At 41.1% G+C, this 18,092-nt stretch carries 16 protein-coding genes and 2 tRNA genes; 15 read left to right on the forward strand and 3 right to left on the reverse strand.

All coding sequences use genetic code 11. The annotated features are described in order from the left end of the window. Positions 1–87 precede the first annotated feature (87 nt). From gatD to N8M16_RS05015, 3 genes are all read right to left on the reverse strand, one after another. Positions 88–870, reverse strand: a complete 783-nt coding sequence (gene gatD, locus N8M16_RS05005) for a lipid II isoglutaminyl synthase subunit GatD (RefSeq protein ID WP_261066244.1) — start codon at positions 868–870, stop codon at positions 88–90. Beyond that, complete coding sequence (gene murT / locus N8M16_RS05010; protein WP_261069732.1) at positions 870–2,213, reverse strand: lipid II isoglutaminyl synthase subunit MurT; 1,344 nt, start codon at positions 2,211–2,213, stop codon at positions 870–872. The genes gatD and murT overlap by 1 nt, the downstream gene beginning before the upstream one ends. Positions 2,214–2,417: 204 nt before the next feature. Further along, positions 2,418–3,734 carry an FAD-containing oxidoreductase gene (locus N8M16_RS05015; RefSeq protein ID WP_173228731.1) on the reverse strand — a complete coding sequence of 439 codons (1,317 nt, stop codon included), beginning with the start codon at positions 3,732–3,734 and terminating at the stop codon, positions 2,418–2,420. Between the two features lie 328 nt (positions 3,735–4,062). On the opposite strand from N8M16_RS05015, the gene cshA reads away from it, so the two are divergent. The 15 genes from cshA (at position 4,063) to N8M16_RS05090 (ending at position 17,847) form a co-directional block, all read left to right on the forward strand. After that, positions 4,063–5,637: a degradosome RNA helicase CshA gene (cshA, locus tag N8M16_RS05020; protein WP_261069733.1), complete on the forward strand. Its 1,575-nt coding sequence runs from the start codon at positions 4,063–4,065 to the stop codon at positions 5,635–5,637. 251 nt (positions 5,638–5,888) lie between these two features. Further along, a complete protein-coding gene (codY, locus tag N8M16_RS05025; RefSeq protein WP_049542801.1) occupies positions 5,889–6,677 on the forward strand; it encodes a GTP-sensing pleiotropic transcriptional regulator CodY in 789 nt (262 codons plus the stop codon). Beyond that, positions 6,677–7,252 (forward strand): cysteine hydrolase family protein, encoded by a 576-nt coding sequence (locus N8M16_RS05030; RefSeq protein WP_261069734.1) that lies wholly within the window; start codon positions 6,677–6,679, stop codon positions 7,250–7,252. Before codY ends, N8M16_RS05030 begins: the two co-directional genes overlap by 1 nt. Before the next feature lie 80 nt (positions 7,253–7,332). Next, positions 7,333–7,418, forward strand: a tRNA-Leu gene (locus N8M16_RS05035). Between the two features lie 135 nt (positions 7,419–7,553). Continuing rightward, positions 7,554–8,831 carry an ABC transporter permease gene (locus N8M16_RS05040; RefSeq protein WP_261069735.1) on the forward strand — a complete coding sequence of 426 codons (1,278 nt, stop codon included), beginning with the start codon at positions 7,554–7,556 and terminating at the stop codon, positions 8,829–8,831. A gap of 12 nt (positions 8,832–8,843) precedes the next feature. After that, a complete protein-coding gene (gene vex2, locus N8M16_RS05045) occupies positions 8,844–9,491 on the forward strand; it encodes an ABC transporter ATP-binding subunit Vex2 (protein ID WP_261069736.1) in 648 nt (215 codons plus the stop codon). Between the two features lie 160 nt (positions 9,492–9,651). Continuing rightward, positions 9,652–11,031, forward strand: a complete 1,380-nt coding sequence (gene vex3 / locus N8M16_RS05050) for an ABC transporter permease subunit Vex3 (protein ID WP_261069737.1) — start codon at positions 9,652–9,654, stop codon at positions 11,029–11,031. A gap of 142 nt (positions 11,032–11,173) precedes the next feature. Further along, entirely contained in the window at positions 11,174–11,830 is a 657-nt protein-coding gene (gene vncR, locus N8M16_RS05055; RefSeq protein WP_261069738.1) for a response regulator transcription factor VncR, read from the forward strand. Continuing rightward, positions 11,827–13,155: a sensor histidine kinase VncS gene (gene vncS / locus N8M16_RS05060; RefSeq protein ID WP_261069739.1), complete on the forward strand. Its 1,329-nt coding sequence runs from the start codon at positions 11,827–11,829 to the stop codon at positions 13,153–13,155. Before vncR ends, vncS begins: the two co-directional genes overlap by 4 nt. 140 nt (positions 13,156–13,295) lie before the next feature. Further along, a complete protein-coding gene (locus tag N8M16_RS05065; protein ID WP_023946263.1) occupies positions 13,296–14,177 on the forward strand; it encodes a class II fructose-bisphosphate aldolase in 882 nt (293 codons plus the stop codon). Between the two features lie 398 nt (positions 14,178–14,575). Next, positions 14,576–15,568 (forward strand): ABC transporter ATP-binding protein, encoded by a 993-nt coding sequence (locus tag N8M16_RS05070; RefSeq protein ID WP_049502196.1) that lies wholly within the window; start codon positions 14,576–14,578, stop codon positions 15,566–15,568. Position 15,569: 1 nt separating this feature from the next. Beyond that, positions 15,570–16,388, forward strand: a complete 819-nt coding sequence (locus N8M16_RS05075) for an ABC transporter permease (RefSeq protein WP_000240169.1) — start codon at positions 15,570–15,572, stop codon at positions 16,386–16,388. Between the two features lies 1 nt (position 16,389). Beyond that, positions 16,390–17,175 (forward strand): ABC transporter permease, encoded by a 786-nt coding sequence (locus tag N8M16_RS05080; protein ID WP_049502195.1) that lies wholly within the window; start codon positions 16,390–16,392, stop codon positions 17,173–17,175. A 101-nt stretch (positions 17,176–17,276) separates the two neighbouring features. Continuing rightward, positions 17,277–17,349: transfer RNA gene (locus N8M16_RS05085), tRNA-Thr, on the forward strand. Positions 17,350–17,538: 189 nt separating this feature from the next. Beyond that, positions 17,539–17,847, forward strand: coding sequence for a hypothetical protein (locus tag N8M16_RS05090; protein WP_261069740.1), 309 nt, complete (start codon positions 17,539–17,541; stop codon positions 17,845–17,847). The last annotated feature ends 245 nt before the right edge of the window (positions 17,848–18,092 follow it).

The following is an 18,092-nucleotide window of genomic DNA, read 5'->3' on the forward strand; positions in this document are numbered from 1 at the left end:
AGAGAAAATGCAAGGGAGAAGGGTAAAAGAAAAGACAAAAAGAACTCCGGTAAGATAGCAGAGTTCTTTGATATGGTTTTCCTTGATTTAAGAAAAGTCAGCCTTGCTTTTGACGTCGCTATATTCTTCAGCGATTTCTTGGCTGAGAATGTCCTCATAGGCAGGGAGTTGGATATCCTGACCATATTTCTTCTTGAGGGCAGTAGTGACCAGGCGATAGGCCAGATTAGCATTACGAGAGAGAATAGGTCCGTGGAAGTAAGAACCAAAGACATTCTTATAATGAACCCCTTCGCCGACCTTTTCTTCGTTATTTCCATTTCCATAGACAACCTGTCCCAGCGGTTTTTGGTCATCAGAAAGGAAGGTACGACCCTGGTGATTTTCAAAACCATAATAGGTTTCATCGAAATCTTCATTGTGAATCTTGATATCACCGATAAAGCGATTATTAGTTTGATTAAGGGTATAATGTCCCATGACCCCCAGACCTTCGATACGTTTTCCTGAAGCTTCAACATAATATTGCCCCAATAGTTGGAAACCACCGCAGATAGCAAGAACCACACCGTCGTTTTGGATGTAGTTGTCAATGCTCTCTTTTTTAGCAGGTAGGTCGTCTGCAATGATACTCTGTTCAAAGTCTTGACCACCGCCGAAAAAGGCGATATCATAATGGTTTTCATCAAAGTCATCATGGAGAGAAACGATGTCAACCGCCACATGGGCCCCCAGCTTTTCAGCCACATACTTGAGCATGAGGATGTTTCCATTGTCACCATAAGTATTCATGAGGTTTCCATAGAGGTGGGCGATGTTGAGCTGATAGGGGTAATTGCCAGCTTTTGAGGAAAGTGAAGTATAAACCATTAGTTCATCTCCTTTCTAACAATCTGACGACTAGCCAGCAGTTCGCGGAATTCAAGCATAGCAGTATAGGTAGCCAGGATATAGGCATGCTTGCAATCTTGATTCTCAATGGTCTTGAGAACTTGCTCCAGACTATTTGTTTCAGTGATTTTCTCAGCTGGGTAACCAGTCACACGAAGACGGCGTGCAATTTCAGAATGACGAACGCCACCAGCATTGATTTCAGGAATGTCCATGTCAGTGATTTGTTCAAAGTCAGCATCCCAAATCCAGCTAGTATCAATTCCGTCTGCATAGTTGGCATTAAGAAGAACAGATAGGCTAAATGGATAAGGAGCTAGTTTAATCATTTCGATAGCTTGGGTCGCGCCAACAGGATTTTTAATCAAGACGAGGGTGCATTCTTTGTCACCGATATGGAAGGTTTCTTGGCGTCCAAAGACAGCACGACTCTTGTCAAATCCCTGCTTGATGAGTTGCGAATCTGCGCCGAGGAAACGGGCGATAGCAACTGCGGCTAGGGCATTGTAGATATTGTAGAGCCCACCGATTTGAATACCGTACTCTTGGCCGTCGATAACAAAGCGAGAACGATTGTTGGTCAACTCAACCAAGTCTGTCAAACGATAGTCTAGATCAGGACGTTTACATCCACAACCTTCACAGATATAGGCACCCAAGTTGGCATAAGTATTGTGCTCATACTTGAGGATGCTTTGACAGTCAGGACAGAGAATCCCCTCGGTATTGTAGTGAGCCAGTTTGGCAGGTCCTTTCTCCAAGTCAAAACCAAAATACTCTACAGGATTTGGAATAGCTGGCTTGTAGAAAAGCGGACTGTCACCATTGAGGAGAACAGTAGCTGTAGGCACCTTACGAATGGCATCCAAAATCATCTTATAAGTTGTGTAAATCTCACCATAGCGGTCCATCTGGTCACGGAAGATATTAGTGATGACAAAAAGGCTAGGTTGGATATAGTCACAGATACGAGATAGACTGGCTTCGTCGATTTCGAGGACGGCAATGTTTTTCCCAGTTTTAGAAGATTTGGCTGTTAAGAAGGTTGTTGCAATCCCTGTAATCATGTTGGCACCGCTTGGGTTGGTCAGAACCTGACCATAAACCTCTTTTAAAATGCCGACAGTTAGGGCAGTTGTCAAGGTTTTTCCATTGGTACCAGTCACCACGACAATCTCGTAGTTCTTAGCTAGGTTTTGTAAAATATCTTTATCAAATTGAAGGGCAAGTTTTCCTGGGAGCGTACTTCCTCGACCAAGACGGCTCAAGACGAAGTGAGAAGAACGCCCAGCAAGGAGGCCCAAAGTAGTTTTTAATTTCATGTTTCTATTATATCATAAAAGAGGGAAAAGACAGATTTGATACTCAATGAAAATCAAAGAGCAAACTAGGAAGCTAGCCGCAGGCTGTACTTGAGTACGGCAAGGTGAAGCTGACGTGGTTTGAATTTGATTTTCGAAGAGTATGAGATTTCGCAGAAATGAAAACAGCCCTCAGAGGGCTGTTTGATACGATGAAATCTCAACTTAAATCGCAAACAAGTCATTCAAGTTCTCAGCCAAGGTTGGGTGAGTGAAGATTTGTTTTGTGAAGTAAGTGTAAGGAATCTTGTTGTCCATAGCAACAGTGATGATGTTGATGATTTCTTGAGAACCTTCTGAGAAGATGCTTGCTCCAAGAATTTCTTTTGTTTCAGTATTAACAACAGCTTTGAAAGCTCCACGAAGGTCTCCATTTACGTGACCACGAGGCATGGCTGCAACAGGGATTTCCTTAACAGCATATGGAAGTTTCAAATCAGCTGCTTGGCTTTCAGTCAAACCAACTTGTGAAAGTGCAGGTGTGATAAACATGGTGTTTGGTACATTGAGACGGTCTTCAAGTGTGTAGCTGCCATCTCCAGCCAGGTAGCTGTAAACAACACGGAAGTCATCAAGTGAAATGTAAGTAAATTGAAGGCCACCGTTGACATCTCCAACTGCAAAAACACCAGGAACGTTTGTTTGACAATGTTTGTCTACTTTAATAGCGCCACGTTCAGTTAGTTCAATGTCTGTATTTTCAAGTTGAAGTGGTTCTACATTTGGTTTACGTCCAGTTGCGTAGAGAAGGGCATCGAAACGGTAAGTTTCGTTTTCAGTTACGACAAGGACTTGGTCACCGTCATTTTTAATTTCAGTAGTACGGATGTTTTGAAGCAATTCAATACCGTCTTCTTCCATGTATTGTTTAGCAAGAGCTGCAATGGAAGGTTCTGCACGTGGTAGGAAAGTATCCAAGGCATCTAGGACTGTAACCTTGCTTCCAAGTTTGTTGTAAAGGCCGGCAAATTCAAGACCGATATTTCCGCCACCAAGGACTCCAAGTTTTTCAGGCAATTTGTCCAAGTTTTGGATACCTGTTGAGTCAAAGACGTTTTTGCTTGTAGCAAGTCCAGGGATTGGCAAGACGTTTGAAACAGCACCAGTGTTGATGACGATTGTTTCAGCAGTCAGTTCTTGTTTTTCATCACCAGCTTGGATTTCGATGACTTTATTTGAAAGGAAGTGAGCTTCCGCATCAAAAATATCGACACCTGTACCAGCAACAGTCGCATAGTTTTTACCGTTGAGGCGGCCAGTGATCGTGTTTTTAGTAGCAATGACTTCTTCAAAAGACAAGTCTTTCTCAGCAGCAACTAGCAAAGTTTTAGTTGGGATACAACCAATGTTGATACAAGTTCCACCGTACATAGCTTTGCTACGTTCAACGAGGGCAACTTTTTTGCCAGCTGAAGCCAATTTACCAGCTAGTGTTTTACCAGCTTTACCAAATCCGATAACGATTAAATCATAAGTTAACATTTATCTTCCTCCTATTCGAATTTCATTCTAGCACAAGAAAAAAACTTTTGCACAATTCTGCTACGCTTTAAAAAAGTTAATGAAATAGTAGAAATTTCATCCTCATTTTCTAAGGAAAATCGTTTACATGACATTATCGACGGATTTAGCTATCTTTTGTTCTAGTCTTGTGTTATACTAGATAGGTTGCAAAGAAAACAGTACTTTTCTTTTGTGGAAAAGAAGCAACACGATTTTGTATCCAGTATATGAAAATACGTCATAAAAAGAAAAGTATAAACTAAGCCCTATAGGGTGGCTTCGCACCACCTTTAGAAAGAAGAATAACGTGAAATTTAATGAATTAAACTTGTCTGCTGATTTGCTAGCAGAGATTGAAAAAGCTGGTTTTGTAGAAGCTAGTCCTATCCAAGAACAAACTATTCCCTTGGCGCTCGAAGGTAAGGATGTTATCGGTCAAGCTCAGACTGGTACAGGAAAAACTGCAGCTTTTGGTTTGCCAACCCTTGAAAAAATCCGTACAGAAGAAGCGACCATTCAAGCTTTGGTTATCGCTCCAACACGTGAACTTGCTGTCCAAAGTCAAGAAGAACTCTTCCGTTTTGGTCGTAGCAAGGGAGTCAAAGTCCGTTCAGTTTATGGCGGATCAAGCATTGAAAAACAAATTAAGGCTCTTAAATCTGGTGCCCATATCGTGGTGGGAACACCTGGTCGCCTTTTGGACTTGATTAAACGCAAGGCCTTGAAATTACAAGACATTGAAACCCTCATTCTTGACGAAGCGGATGAAATGCTCAACATGGGCTTCCTTGAAGACATCGAAGCTATCATCTCGCGTGTCCCAGAAAGCCGTCAAACTTTGCTTTTTTCAGCAACTATGCCAGATGCCATCAAACGTATCGGTGTTCAGTTTATGAAAGAGCCTGAGCATGTGAAGATTGCTGCTAAGGAATTGACAACAGAATTGGTTGACCAATACTACATCCGTGTTAAAGAACAAGAAAAGTTTGATACCATGACTCGTCTTATGGATGTGGAACAACCAGAACTTGCTATCGTATTTGGTCGTACCAAACGTCGTGTAGATGAATTGACTCGTGGTTTGAAAATCCGTGGCTTCCGTGCAGAAGGAATTCATGGAGACCTAGACCAAAACAAACGTCTTCGTGTCCTTCGTGACTTCAAAAACGGAAATCTTGATGTTTTGGTTGCGACAGACGTTGCAGCGCGTGGTTTGGATATTTCAGGTGTGACCCATGTCTATAACTACGATATTCCACAAGATCCTGAAAGTTATGTTCACCGTATTGGTCGTACAGGTCGTGCTGGTAAGTCAGGTCAATCGATTACCTTCGTTGCTCCAAACGAAATGGGCTACCTTCAAATTATTGAAAACTTGACCAAGAAACGCATGAAAGGGCTTAAACCTGCAAGCGCAGAAGAAGCCTTCCAAGCTAAGAAACAAGTGGCTCTTAAGAAAATCGAACGTGATTTTGCAGATGAGACTATCCGTGCCAACTTTGAGAAATTTGGTAAGGATGCTCGTAAGCTAGCTGCCGAATTTACTCCAGAAGAATTGGCAATGTATATCTTGAGTCTGACTGTTCAAGACCCAGATAGTCTTCCTGAAGTGGAGATTGCACGTGAAAAACCACTGCCATTTAAACCATCAGGTAATGGCTTCGGTGGAAAAGCTAAGGGAGGCCGTCGTGGAGATGACCGTCGTGATAATCGCCGTGGAGACAACCGTCGTGGTCGTCGTGATGATTTCAAAAAAGGAAGTCGTGGCAATGATCGTTTTGATAAAGACAGACGTTACCGTAATAAAGATAATAAAAAACCACGCAATACTTCAAGTGAAAAGCAAACAGGCTTTGTTATTCGTAACAAGGGCGATAAATAAGAAAAAGCGGTTCAAAATGAATCGCTTTTTTATATAAGGAGACCGAATGGAAAAGAAAGATAAATAATATATATTATCCTCTTGTAATATTATACTACACAAAAATAAGGGGCTTGTCAATAGAAAAGAAGCAATTTAATTAAAAATATTCTTGTTTTTTCAAATTGCAATTAAATAAGCAATTTTCAGATAATAATTGAAAATTTAAGCTGTTTATGTTATAATGATAGCGATTAAATTCGAGGTGAAAAATGGCACATTTATTAGAAAAAACTAGAAAAATTACTTCTATCCTGAAGCGCTCGGAGGAGCAGTTGCAGGAAGAACTTCCTTACAATGCGATTACCCGTCAATTGGCAGATATCATTGACTGTAACGCCTGTATCGTTAACAGCAAGGGACGTCTCCTTGGCTATTTTATGCGTTATAAAACCAATACAGATCGCGTGGAGCAATTCTTCCAAACTAAGATTTTCCCGGATGACTATGTACAGGGCGCGAACATGATTTACGATACAGAAGCCAATCTGACAGTTGATCATGATTTGAGTATTTTCCCTGTGGAAAGTCGTGCTGATTTTCCTGATGGCTTGACGACTATTGCACCGATTCATGTGTCAGGGATTCGTTTAGGTTCTTTGATTATTTGGCGCAATGATAAGAAATTCGAAGATGAGGACTTGATCCTTGTTGAGATTGCCAGTACCGTTGTTGGGATTCAGCTCCTCAACTTCCAACGTGAAGAAGATGAGAAAAATATCCGCCGCCGTACTGCTGTTACTATGGCGGTTAATACCCTTTCTTATTCAGAACTTCGTGCTGTTTCAGCAATTTTAGGGGAATTAAATGGAAATGAAGGGCAGTTGACTGCGTCTGTGATTGCAGACCGTATCGGAATCACTCGCTCTGTGATTGTCAATGCCCTTCGTAAACTTGAGTCTGCAGGGATTATTGAAAGTCGCTCACTTGGAATGAAGGGAACCTATCTTAAGGTCTTGATTTCAGATATTTTTGAAGAAGTGAAGAAAAGAGATTACTAATGACTAAGGCTTTAATTTCGATTGATTATACAGAAGATTTTGTGGCTGATAGTGGGAAATTGACAGCAGGTGCTCCAGCCCAGGCAATTTCGGATGCCATCAGCAAGGTGACTCGATTAGCTTTTGAACGAGGAGATTACATCTTCTTTACCATCGATGCTCACGAAGAAAATGATTGTTTCCATCCAGAAAGCAAGCTATTTCCTCCTCACAATTTGATTGGGACTAGTGGACGGAATTTATACGGAGATTTGGGAGCCTTTTATCAAGAGCATGGTTCAGACAGTCGTGTCTTTTGGATGGATAAACGCCATTACTCTGCTTTTTCAGGGACTGACCTGGATATCCGTTTGAGAGAGCGTCGCGTTTCTACAGTTATCCTAACAGGAGTCTTGACGGATATCTGTGTCCTGCATACAGCTATAGATGCCTATAATCTAGGATATGATATCGAGATTGTTAAACCAGCTGTTGCTTCCATCTGGTCTGAAAATCACCAATTTGCCCTTGGACATTTCAAAAATACACTTGGAGCTAAGTTAGTAGATGAAAATCTAAATGAAATTTCTGAGTAATTTGGTTGATGAAATGAAAAAAATTTGAAAAAAGTGTTGACAAGCATCCTAAAAGTTGATATACTAGTAAAGTAATCGACGCGGGGATGGCGGAATTGGCAGACGCGCAGGACTAAGGATCCTGTGACCGCTTTAGGTCGTGAGGGTTCAAGTCCCTCTCTCCGCATAGGATAAGAGTTAGCTTAAGCTAGCTCTTTTTTATCTAATTCAAGTAGAGCAAAAAATTTTTGCTCTTTTTTTGTATTTCATAAACATTTCATATTTGGATTTTATAATAGTCTTACAAATATGGAGGTGACAAATGAATCCAATCCAAAGAGCTTGGGCTTATGTCAGCAGAAAACGACTGAGAAGTTTTATTTTATTTCTGATTTTGTTTGTCCTATTGGCTGGAATTTCAGCCTGTTTGACTCTGATGAAGTCCAACAAAACAGTTGAAACCAATCTTTACAAATCACTCAACACATCTTTTTCGATTAAGAAGATAGAAAATGGACAGACCTTCAAGTTGTCAGAGATAGCGTCCGTGAGCAAGATTAAGGGACTGGAAAATGTCTCTCCTGAACTCGAGACGGTCGCAAAACTGAAAGACAAGGAAGTAGTGAGTGGTGAGCAGAGCGTGGAGCGTGATGATTTGTCAGCTGCGGACAAGAACTTGGTTAGCTTAACGGCACTTGAAGATTCATCTAAGGATGTTACCTTTACCAGCTCGGCTTTCAACTTAAAAGAAGGGCGACATCTTCAAAAAGGGGATTCAAAGAAAATCATCATCCACGAAGAGTTGGCAAAGAAGAACGGTCTTTCGCTTCATGACAAGATTCGTTTAGATGCTGGACAGTCAGAATCTGGCAAAGGACAAACAGTTGAGTTTGAAATTGTCGGCATCTTCTCTGGTAAAAAACAAGAGAAATTTACAGGCTTGTCTTCAGACTTCAGTGAAAACCAAGTCTTTACAGACTATGAAAGTAGCCAAAGCCTTTTGGGGAATGGTGAATCTCTAGTCAGTGCAGCTCGCTTCTATGTAGAAAATCCTAAGGAAATGGACGGACTCATGAAGCAGGTAGAAAACTTGGCCTTGGAGAATCAAGGCTATCAAGTCGAAAAGGAAAACAAGGCTTTTGAACAAATCAAGGATTCAGTTGCAACCTTCCAAACCTTTCTGACCATTTTCCTTTATGGAATGTTGATAGCCGGAGCCGGAGCCTTAATTCTTGTTTTGTCTCTCTGGTTGAGAGAAAGGGTCTACGAAGTGGGAATTTTACTGGCGCTTGGAAAAGGCAAGAGCTCGATTTTCCTACAGTTCTGTTTAGAGGTAGTTTTGGTATCTCTCGGAGCTTTACTTCCATCCTTTATCGCTGGAAATGCCATTACATCCTATCTGCTCCAAACTGTCCTAGCCAGTGGAGATCAGGAAGTCTTACAAGACACGCTAGCCAAAGCAAGCAGTTTATCAACCAGTATCTTATCTTTTGCAGAATCCTATGTTTTTCTAGTTCTGCTCAGTTGCTTATCTGTAGCTCTTTGTTTCCTATTCTTATTTAGAAAATCGCCGAAAGAAATTTTATCATCTATTAGTTAAGAAGGAGAAATCATGACTTTATTACAATTACAAGACCTTACCTACCGTTATAAGAACACTGCTGAAGCAGTCCTATATCAGATCAATTATAATTTTGAACCCGGGAAATTTTACAGTATCATTGGTGAGTCAGGAGCAGGAAAATCCACTCTCTTGTCCCTGCTTGCTGGTCTAGATAGTCCTGTTGAAGGTTCTATCCTTTTTCAAGGAGAGGACATTCGTAAGAGGGGCTATTCCTACCATCGCATGCACCATATTTCCTTGGTCTTTCAAAATTATAACTTGATAGATTATCTTTCTCCACTGGAAAATATCCGCTTGGTCAACAAAAAAGCAAGCAAGGATACACTTCTTGAGCTTGGTTTGGATGAAAGTCAGATCAAGCGGAATGTTCTCCAGTTATCAGGTGGTCAACAGCAACGTGTTGCCATTGCTCGTAGTTTGGTCTCAGAAGCTCCAGTTATTCTAGCGGATGAGCCAACAGGAAATCTGGACCCTAAAACTGCCGGAGATATTGTCGAACTGCTCAAATCACTTGCCGAGAAAACAGGTAAATGTGTGATCGTCGTCACCCACAGTAAAGAAGTGGCACAAGCGTCAGATATTACACTTGAATTGAAGGATAAGAAACTGACTGAAACTCGCAATACGACGAAATAATATGAGCTTTTTCAATTATACTCTTCGAAAATCTCTTCAAACCACGTCAGCGTCGCCTTACCGTACTCAAGTACAGCTTACGGCTCGCTTCCTAGTTTGCTTTTTGATTTTCATTGAGTATTAGAACTATAAAATAAAACAAAATCTAGAAAGGGAACCTATGTTACACAATGCATTTGCCTATGTTACAAGGAAGTTTTTCAAATCGATTGTTATCTTCCTGATTATTCTCCTTATGGCGAGCTTGAGTTTGGTTGGCTTGTCAATCAAGGGAGCTACTGCCAAGGCTTCTCAGGAGACCTTTAAAAATATCACCAATAGCTTCTCCATGCAAATCAATCGTCGCGTCAATCAAGGAACGCCTCGTGGTGCTGGAAATATCAAGGGTGAGGATATCAAAAAAATCACCGAAAATAAGGCCATCGAGTCTTATGTGAAACGCATCAACGCTATCGGAGATTTGACTGGATACGATCTCATCGAAACGCCAGAAACCAAGAAAAATCTAACACCTGACCGTGCTAAACATTTTGGAAGTAGCTTGATGATTACAGGTGTTAATGACTCCTCTAAAGAAGACAAGTTTGTCTCTGGCTCTTATAAGCTGGTCGAAGGTGAACACCTAACCAACGACGACAAAGACAAGATTCTCATGCATAAGGACTTGGCAGCCAAACACGGCTGGAAAGTCGGGGATAAGGTCAAACTAGACTCCAATATCTACGATGCAGACAATGAAAAAGGTGCCAAGGAAACAGTCGAAGTGACAATCAAGGGACTCTTTGATGGTCATAATAAGTCAGCAGTAACCTACTCACAAGAACTCTATGAAAACACTGCTATCACAGACATTCACACTGCTGCAAAGCTTTATGGATACACAGAAGACACAGCTATTTATGGGGACGCAACCTTCTTTGTAACAGCAGATAAGAACTTGGATGATGTCATGAAAGAATTGAATGGTATCAGTGGTATCAACTGGAAGAGCTACACACTTGTTAAGAGCTCATCTAACTACCCAGCTCTTGAGCAATCCATTTCTGGTATGTACAAGATGGCCAACCTCCTCTTCTGGGGTAGCTTGAGCTTCTCAGTCCTTCTCCTTGCCCTCTTGCTTAGTCTTTGGATTAACGCCCGTCGCAAGGAAGTGGGAATTCTCCTCTCTATCGGTCTCAAGCAGGCAAGTATCTTGGGTCAATTTATCACCGAGTCCATCTTGATTGCCATCCCTGCTCTTGTTTCTGCTTACTTCCTAGCCAACTACACAGCTCGTGCGATTGGAAATACTGTTCTTGCCAATGTCACTTCAGGTGTTGCCAAGCAAGCCAGCAAGGCTGCTCAAGCCTCTAACCTTGGTGGTGGTGCAGAAGTAGATGGCTTTAGCAAGACCTTGTCGAGCCTAGATATTTCCATTCAGACATCAGACTTTATCATCGTCTTTGTCCTTGCCTTGGTTCTAGTGGTTCTCGTTATGGCGCTTGCTTCAAGTAATCTCCTTAGAAAACAACCAAAAGAGCTTCTGCTGGATAGCGAATAACAAACTTGCTACCTATTCTCCCCTAAATGGGGTATAATATAGGTAGCATTTTTATCTATTTCATCTTGATTAGGCCTCTTCCTTTCTGGATGAAACTGAGATAATTTACAAGAAATTTAAAGGAATGTGAAACGTTTTTTCTATGAAAATTTTAATTGTAGAAGATGAAGAGATGATCCGTGAGGGGGTCAGTGATTATTTGACGGATTGTGGTTATGAAACCATTGAGGCGGCGGATGGTCAGGAAGCCTTGGAGCAATTTTCTAGCTATGAGGTGGCCCTGATTTTACTGGATATCCAGATGCCCAAACTCAATGGCTTAGAAGTCCTAGCGGAGATTCGTAAAACAAGTCAGGTTCCTGTCCTGATGTTGACCGCCTTTCAGGATGAGGAATACAAGATGAGTGCTTTTGCTTCTCTGGCAGATGGCTATCTGGAAAAACCCTTCTCCCTCTCCCTCTTAAAAGTGAGGGTAGATGCAATTTTCAAGCGTTACTACGATACGGGACGAATCTTCTCCTATAAGGATACCCAAGTGGACTTTGAGAGCTACAGTGCCAGTCTATCAGGAGAGGAAGTAGCCATCAATGCCAAAGAGTTAGAAATTCTTGACTACTTGGTGAAAAATGAAGGACGGGCCTTGACTCGATCTCAGATAATCGATGCGGTCTGGAAAGCGACAGATGAGGTTCCCTTTGACCGTGTCATTGATGTTTATATCAAGGAACTGCGGAAAAAGCTAGACTTGGACTGCATCCTCACTGTGCGTAATGTTGGTTATAAATTGGAGCGAAAATGAAACGAACAGGTTTATTTACAAAGATATTTATCTATACCTTCTCGATATTTAGTGTTCTGGTTATCTGCCTTCATTTAGCAATTTATTTTCTTTTTCCTTCGACTTATCTGAGCCACCGTCAGGAAACCATTGGCCAGAAAGCGACAGCCATTGCCCAGTCCCTAGAAGGTAAGGATAGGCAGAGCATCGAGCAAGTGTTAGACTTGTATTCCCAGACTAGTGATATCAAAGGGTCCGTTAAGGGAGAGATGACCGAGGACAAGTTAGAAGTCAAGGACAGTCTTCCTCTGGACACGGAACGTCAGACAACCTCTCTTTTTATCGAGGAGCGCGAGGTGACAACGCAAGACGGTGGTACCATGACTCTCCAGTTTTTAGCGTCCATGGATTTGCAAAAGGAAGCAGAGCAAATCAGTCTCCAGTTTCTTCCCTATACCTTGCTGGCATCCTTTCTGATTTCCCTTTTGGTAGCCTATATCTATGCTCGGACCATTGTTGCCCCGATTTTGGAAATCAAGCGAGTAACTCGTAGAATGATGGAACTGGATGCCCAAGTGCGATTGCACGTGGATTCTAGGGATGAGATTGGTGATCTCAAGGAACAAATCAATAGCCTCTACCAGCATCTTTTGACTGTCATTGCGGACTTGCATGACAAGAATGAAGCTATTCTCCAGCTGGAAAAGATGAAGGTCGAATTCCTACGAGGGGCTTCCCATGAACTGAAAACACCCTTAGCTAGTTTGAAAATCCTGATTGAAAACATGAAAGAAAATATCGGTCGTTATAAGGATAGAGACCGCTATCTGGGAGTAGCCTTAGGAATTGTGGATGAGCTCAATCACCACGTTCTCCAGATACTTTCTCTCTCTTCTGTGCAGGAATTGCGAGATGATAGGGAAATAATAGATCTCCTCCAGATGACGCAAAGTCTAGTTCAAGATTATTCTTTGCTAGCAAAGGAGAGAGAACTTCAGATTGACAATAGTTTGAACCACCAGCAGGCTTATCTAAATCCATCTGTGATGAAATTAATCCTGTCTAATCTCATCAGCAATGCTATTAAGCACTCTGTTCCAGGTGGATTAGTTCGCATTGGAGAGAGAGAAGGGGAACTTTTTATAGAAAATAGCTGCAGTTCAGAAGAACAAGAAAAACTAGCCCAGTCTTTTTCTAACAATGCTAGTCGCAAGGCCAAGGGATCTGGGATGGGGCTCTTTGTGGTTAAGAGTCTATTAGAACATGAAAAATTACCTTATCGTTTCGAGATGAAGGAGAATCGTTTAACCTTCTTCATAGCTTTTCCAAAAGTCGCCCAAGACTAGGGATAGAAAGGGTTTACATAGATGAAGCTAGAAGAAATTCAATCGAAACTGCGGGAAAAACTAGATTTTTTTGTCAAAAAGTGATAAAATGAACAATGTAAATGGGATGACCCATAAAAATATACAGGAGGCCTGATAAAATGGCAATCGTTTCAGCAGAAAAATTTGTCCAAGCAGCTCGTGACAACGGTTATGCAGTTGGTGGATTTAACACAAACAACCTTGAGTGGACTCAAGCTATCTTGCGTGCAGCAGAAGCTAAAAAAGCTCCAGTTTTGATTCAAACTTCAATGGGTGCTGCTAAATACATGGGTGGTTACAAAGTTGCTCGCAACTTGATCGCTAACCTTGTTGAATCAATGGGTATCACTGTACCAGTAGCTATCCACCTTGACCACGGTCACTACGAAGATGCACTTGAGTGTATCCGAGTTGGTTATACTTCAGTTATGTTTGATGGTTCACACCTTCCAGTTGAAGAAAACCTTGAAAAAGCTCGTAAAGTTGTAGAATTTGCTCATGCAAATGGTGTATCAGTGGAAGCTGAAGTTGGTACTATCGGTGGTGAAGAAGACGGAATCATCGGTGATGGTGAATTGGCTCCAATCGAAGACGCTAAAGCAATGGTTGAAACTGGTATCGACTTCTTGGCAGCTGGTATCGGGAACATCCACGGTCCTTACCCAGCAAACTGGAAAGGTCTTCACCTTGATCACTTGCAAAAATTGACTGAAGCTGTTCCAGGATTCCCAATCGTATTGCACGGTGGATCAGGTATTCCTGATGAGCAAATCCAAGCAGCTATCAAACTTGGTGTTGCGAAAGTTAACGTTAACACTGAATGCCAAATCGCATTCGCTAACGCAACTCGTAAATTTGCTCGTGACTACGAAGCAAACGAAGCAGAATACGACAAGAAAAAACTCTTCGACCCACGTAAATTCTTGGCTGACGGTGTAAAAGCTATCCAAGCATCAGTTGAAGAACGTATCGACGTATTCGGTTCAGAAGGTAAAGCTTAATCTAGCTGAATAATATAGAATAGAAACCTGCCCATGAGGGTGGGTTTTTTTGGTGTTTTAAGGAAACTATTAAACCAGAATTTTGGACTAATACTCTTCGAAAATCTCTTCAAACCACGTCAGCTTTATCTGCAACCTCAAAGCTGTGCTTTGAGCTACCTGCATCTAGCTTCCTAGTTTGCTCTTTGATTCTCATTGAGTATAAAAATACCACTTTAAGAGAAAAATTTTCAATTTCATAAACTTTAAGCAAACGCTTGCATTCTAGTTTTTATTGGACTATAATAGATTGGTGTAAAGACTTCTGTAATAATATTGAGAAGGTGTAGAAAGTAAGGATTTAGAATATTTGTAGTCAAAAATACAATGTTGCTATTCCTTACCATAGGGAGATAGATATGGCAATGATAGAAGTGGAACATCTTCAGAAAAATTTTGTGAAGACTGTTAAGGAACCGGGCTTGAAGGGGGCTTTACGCTCTTTTATTCATCCTGAAAAGCAGACCTTTGAAGCGGTCAAGGATTTGACCTTTGAGGTCCCAAAAGGACAAATTTTAGGATTTATCGGGGCTAATGGTGCTGGGAAGTCGACAACCATTAAAATGCTGACAGGGATTTTAAAACCGACATCTGGTTTTTGTCGGATTAACGGCAAGATTCCCCAGGACAATCGCCAAGATTATGTCAAGGATATTGGAGTGGTCTTTGGGCAAAGAACACAGTTGTGGTGGGATTTGGCTCTACAAGAGACCTACACGGTCTTGAAGGAGATTTATGATGTTCCAGACTCGCTCTTCCACAAGCGCATGGACTTTTTGAATGAAGTCTTGGATTTGAAGGACTTTATCAAGGACCCCGTGCGGACTCTTTCACTGGGACAACGGATGCGGGCGGACATTGCAGCTTCCTTGCTTCACAATCCTAAGGTTCTCTTTTTAGATGAGCCGACCATTGGGTTGGACGTCTCGGTCAAGGACAATATTCGTCGGGCCATTACTCAGATCAATCAGGAGGAAGAAACCACCATTCTCTTGACCACTCACGACCTGAGCGACATTGAGCAACTCTGTGATCGGATTTTTATGATTGATAAGGGGCAGGAGATTTTTGATGGAACGGTTAGCCAGCTTAAGGATACATTTGGCAAGATGAAGACTCTCTCCTTTGAACTGCTACCAGGTCAAAGTCATCTAGTTTCTCACTATGAAGGCTTTTCGGATATGACAATTGATAGACAAGGGAATAGTCTCAACATTGAATTCGATAGTTCACGCTACCAGACAGCTGACATTATCAAGCAAACCCTGTCTGATTTTGAGGTCCGCGATTTGAAGATGGTGGATACGGATATTGAGGATATTATCCGTCGCTTCTATCGAAAGGAGCTCTAAGATGGTCAAATTGTGGAGACGTTATAAACCCTTTATCAATGCAGGTGTTCAGGAATTGATTACCTATCGAGTCAACTTTATTCTCTATCGGATCGGCGATGTCATGGGTGCTTTTGTGGCCTTTTATCTCTGGAAGGCTGTCTTTGATTCTTCGCAAGAATCTTTGATTCAGGGCTTTAGTATGGCAGATATCACCCTTTACATTATCATGAGTTTTGTGACTAATCTTTTGACCAGGTCTGATAGCTCCTTTATGATTGGGGAGGAGGTCAAGGATGGCTCCATTATCATGCGCTTGTTGAGACCAGTGCATTTTGCGGCATCTTACCTTTTTACAGAGCTTGGCTCCAAGTGGTTGATTTTTATCTCTGTTGGCCTTCCATTTTTAAGTGTCATTGTTTTGATGAAAATCGTATCTGGGCAAGGGATTGTAGAAGTGCTGGGATTAACTGTCCTTTATCTTTTTAGCTTAACGCTGGCCTATCTGATTAACTTTTTCTTTAATATCTGCTTTGGATTTTCTGCCTTTGTGTTTAAAAATCTTTGGGGTTCCAACCTACTTAAGACTTCAATAGTGGCCTTTATGTCTGGAAGTTTGATTCCCTTGGCTTTCTTTCCAAAGGTTGTTTCAGATATTCTGTCCTTCCTGCCTTTTTCATCCTTGATTTACACTCCGGTCATGATTATCGTTGGGAAATACGATGCCAATCAGATTCTTCAGGCGCTCGCTTTGCAGTTTTTCTGGCTCTTAGTGATGGTGGGCTTGTCTCAGTTGATTTGGAAACGAGTCCAGTCATTCATTACCATTCAGGGAGGTTAGTATGAAAAAATATCAACGCATGCATCTGATTTTTATCAGACAATACATCAAGCAAATCATGGAATACAAGGTGGATTTTGTAGTTGGTGTTCTGGGAGTTTTTCTGACCCAAGGCTTGAACCTCTTGTTTCTCAATGTCATCTTTCAACACATTCCATCCCTAGAAGGCTGGTCCTTCCAAGAAATTGCCTTTATCTATGGTTTTTCCTTGATTCCAAAGGGCTTGGACCATCTCTTTTTTGATAATCTCTGGGCACTGGGCCAACGTTTGGTGCGAAAAGGGGAGTTTGACAAGTATCTGACTCGTCCCATCAATCCTCTCTTTCACATCCTAGTTGAGACCTTTCAGATTGATGCTTTGGGCGAACTCTTGGTTGGTGGGATCCTACTAGCGACAACGGTATCTAGCATTGCTTGGACTCTTCCAAAATTCCTGCTTTTCCTAGTTTGTATTCCTTTTGCGACCTTGATTTATACTTCCTTGAAAATCGCGACAGCCAGCATCGCTTTTTGGACCAAGCAGTCAGGAGCAATGATTTACATTTTCTATATGTTTAATGATTTTGCCAAGTATCCCATTTCAATTTATAATTCATTTCTTCGTTGGTTAATCAGTTTTATTGTACCTTTTGCCTTTACGGCCTACTATCCTGCCAGCTATTTCTTGCAGGACAAGGATGTAATCTTTAACATCGGAGGTTTGATGTTGATTTCTCTGGTTTTCTTTGTCATTTCCCTTAAACTTTGGGATAGGGGCTTAGATGCCTACGAAAGTGCGGGTTCTTAGCAATAGATGTTATCAAAGCCTTGTCTCAGGACAGGCTTTTTCTAATAGTGATGAAAATTTCTTGACACCTATTCTCAGAGTGCTATACTTTATATGTAATCGCCGATTTAGCTCAGTTGGTAGAGCAAGGCACTCGTAAAGCCTAGGTCACAGGTTCAATCCCTGCAATCGGCAAAGTGAAGGAACTCATTCTACTGGGTTTCTTTTTTTCTTAATTATTGAACCATTTAGACAGAGATAGAGACCAGATAGACAAAAGAGCTTGTTCTTGAAACTGACCTCTGCTATAATGATTTTTGTAAGGGATGTGAGACGTCACTATCAGATAACTCAAGTTCATAAAAAAGAAATTGGAGATAAAAAATGAAAAAATTATTAGGGATTATATTTTTAGTAGCAGCAGCGACAGTAGTGTATTTTGGTTTTGTTGGCTGGCCAAGTTTAAATGTCAACCTCTGGTCATTGATTCCGGTAGGGCTGTTCCTATTTTTCACTCTAGAGAATCTTTTGAAAAAAGACTACAAGGCTAGTCTGATGTGTTTGATTATTGCCTTTATTATTGCGAATGCAATTTTGGATCTGTTGCCAATTTCAAGTGGCTTGGTAATTGGAGCAGGTGTGCTAGCTTGTGTAGGTATTGGTTATCTCTTTCCTGATAAAGAAGGAAAATAAGATTTTTCAAATAGCGATGTGACATAATATAGCTGGATATTAACGTTTAGGAATAGGATAAATTTAACTAATATTAATAAACCAAACTAAGAATTAAGAGTTAACGAAATCAGGAAAGAACTGAAATATTCGTTTGCTCTTTTTGTATGTTTAAATCTTTAAGAAAGATTTTTTCTGTTTGGGATAATAAAAAACTATTCCGTCTTAAAATTTTAAAGAAAATCGGATATCATTTTTATTATAAT

The sequence above is a fragment of the Streptococcus mitis genome (assembly GCF_946188375.1).
Taxonomy (GTDB): Bacteria; Bacillota; Bacilli; order Lactobacillales; family Streptococcaceae; genus Streptococcus; species Streptococcus mitis_CX.

Excerpts from the sequence above, each read along its gene's own strand:
- gatD (WP_261066244.1), bottom strand. The coding sequence starts at position 870 with ATGGTTTATACTTCACTTTCCTCAAAAGCTGGCAATTACCCCTATCAG.
- murT (WP_261069732.1), bottom strand. The coding sequence starts at position 2,213 with ATGAAATTAAAAACTACTTTGGGCCTCCTTGCTGGGCGTTCTTCTCAC.
- N8M16_RS05015 (WP_173228731.1), bottom strand. The coding sequence starts at position 3,734 with ATGTTAACTTATGATTTAATCGTTATCGGATTTGGTAAAGCTGGTAAA.
- codY (WP_049542801.1), top strand. The coding sequence starts at position 5,889 with ATGGCACATTTATTAGAAAAAACTAGAAAAATTACTTCTATCCTGAAG.
- N8M16_RS05030 (WP_261069734.1), top strand. The coding sequence starts at position 6,677 with ATGACTAAGGCTTTAATTTCGATTGATTATACAGAAGATTTTGTGGCT.
- N8M16_RS05040 (WP_261069735.1), top strand. The coding sequence starts at position 7,554 with ATGAATCCAATCCAAAGAGCTTGGGCTTATGTCAGCAGAAAACGACTG.
- vex2 (WP_261069736.1), top strand. The coding sequence starts at position 8,844 with ATGACTTTATTACAATTACAAGACCTTACCTACCGTTATAAGAACACT.
- vex3 (WP_261069737.1), top strand. The coding sequence starts at position 9,652 with ATGTTACACAATGCATTTGCCTATGTTACAAGGAAGTTTTTCAAATCG.
- vncR (WP_261069738.1), top strand. The coding sequence starts at position 11,174 with ATGAAAATTTTAATTGTAGAAGATGAAGAGATGATCCGTGAGGGGGTC.
- vncS (WP_261069739.1), top strand. The coding sequence starts at position 11,827 with ATGAAACGAACAGGTTTATTTACAAAGATATTTATCTATACCTTCTCG.
- N8M16_RS05065 (WP_023946263.1), top strand. The coding sequence starts at position 13,296 with ATGGCAATCGTTTCAGCAGAAAAATTTGTCCAAGCAGCTCGTGACAAC.
- N8M16_RS05070 (WP_049502196.1), top strand. The coding sequence starts at position 14,576 with ATGGCAATGATAGAAGTGGAACATCTTCAGAAAAATTTTGTGAAGACT.
- N8M16_RS05075 (WP_000240169.1), top strand. The coding sequence starts at position 15,570 with ATGGTCAAATTGTGGAGACGTTATAAACCCTTTATCAATGCAGGTGTT.
- N8M16_RS05080 (WP_049502195.1), top strand. The coding sequence starts at position 16,390 with ATGAAAAAATATCAACGCATGCATCTGATTTTTATCAGACAATACATC.
- N8M16_RS05090 (WP_261069740.1), top strand. The coding sequence starts at position 17,539 with ATGAAAAAATTATTAGGGATTATATTTTTAGTAGCAGCAGCGACAGTA.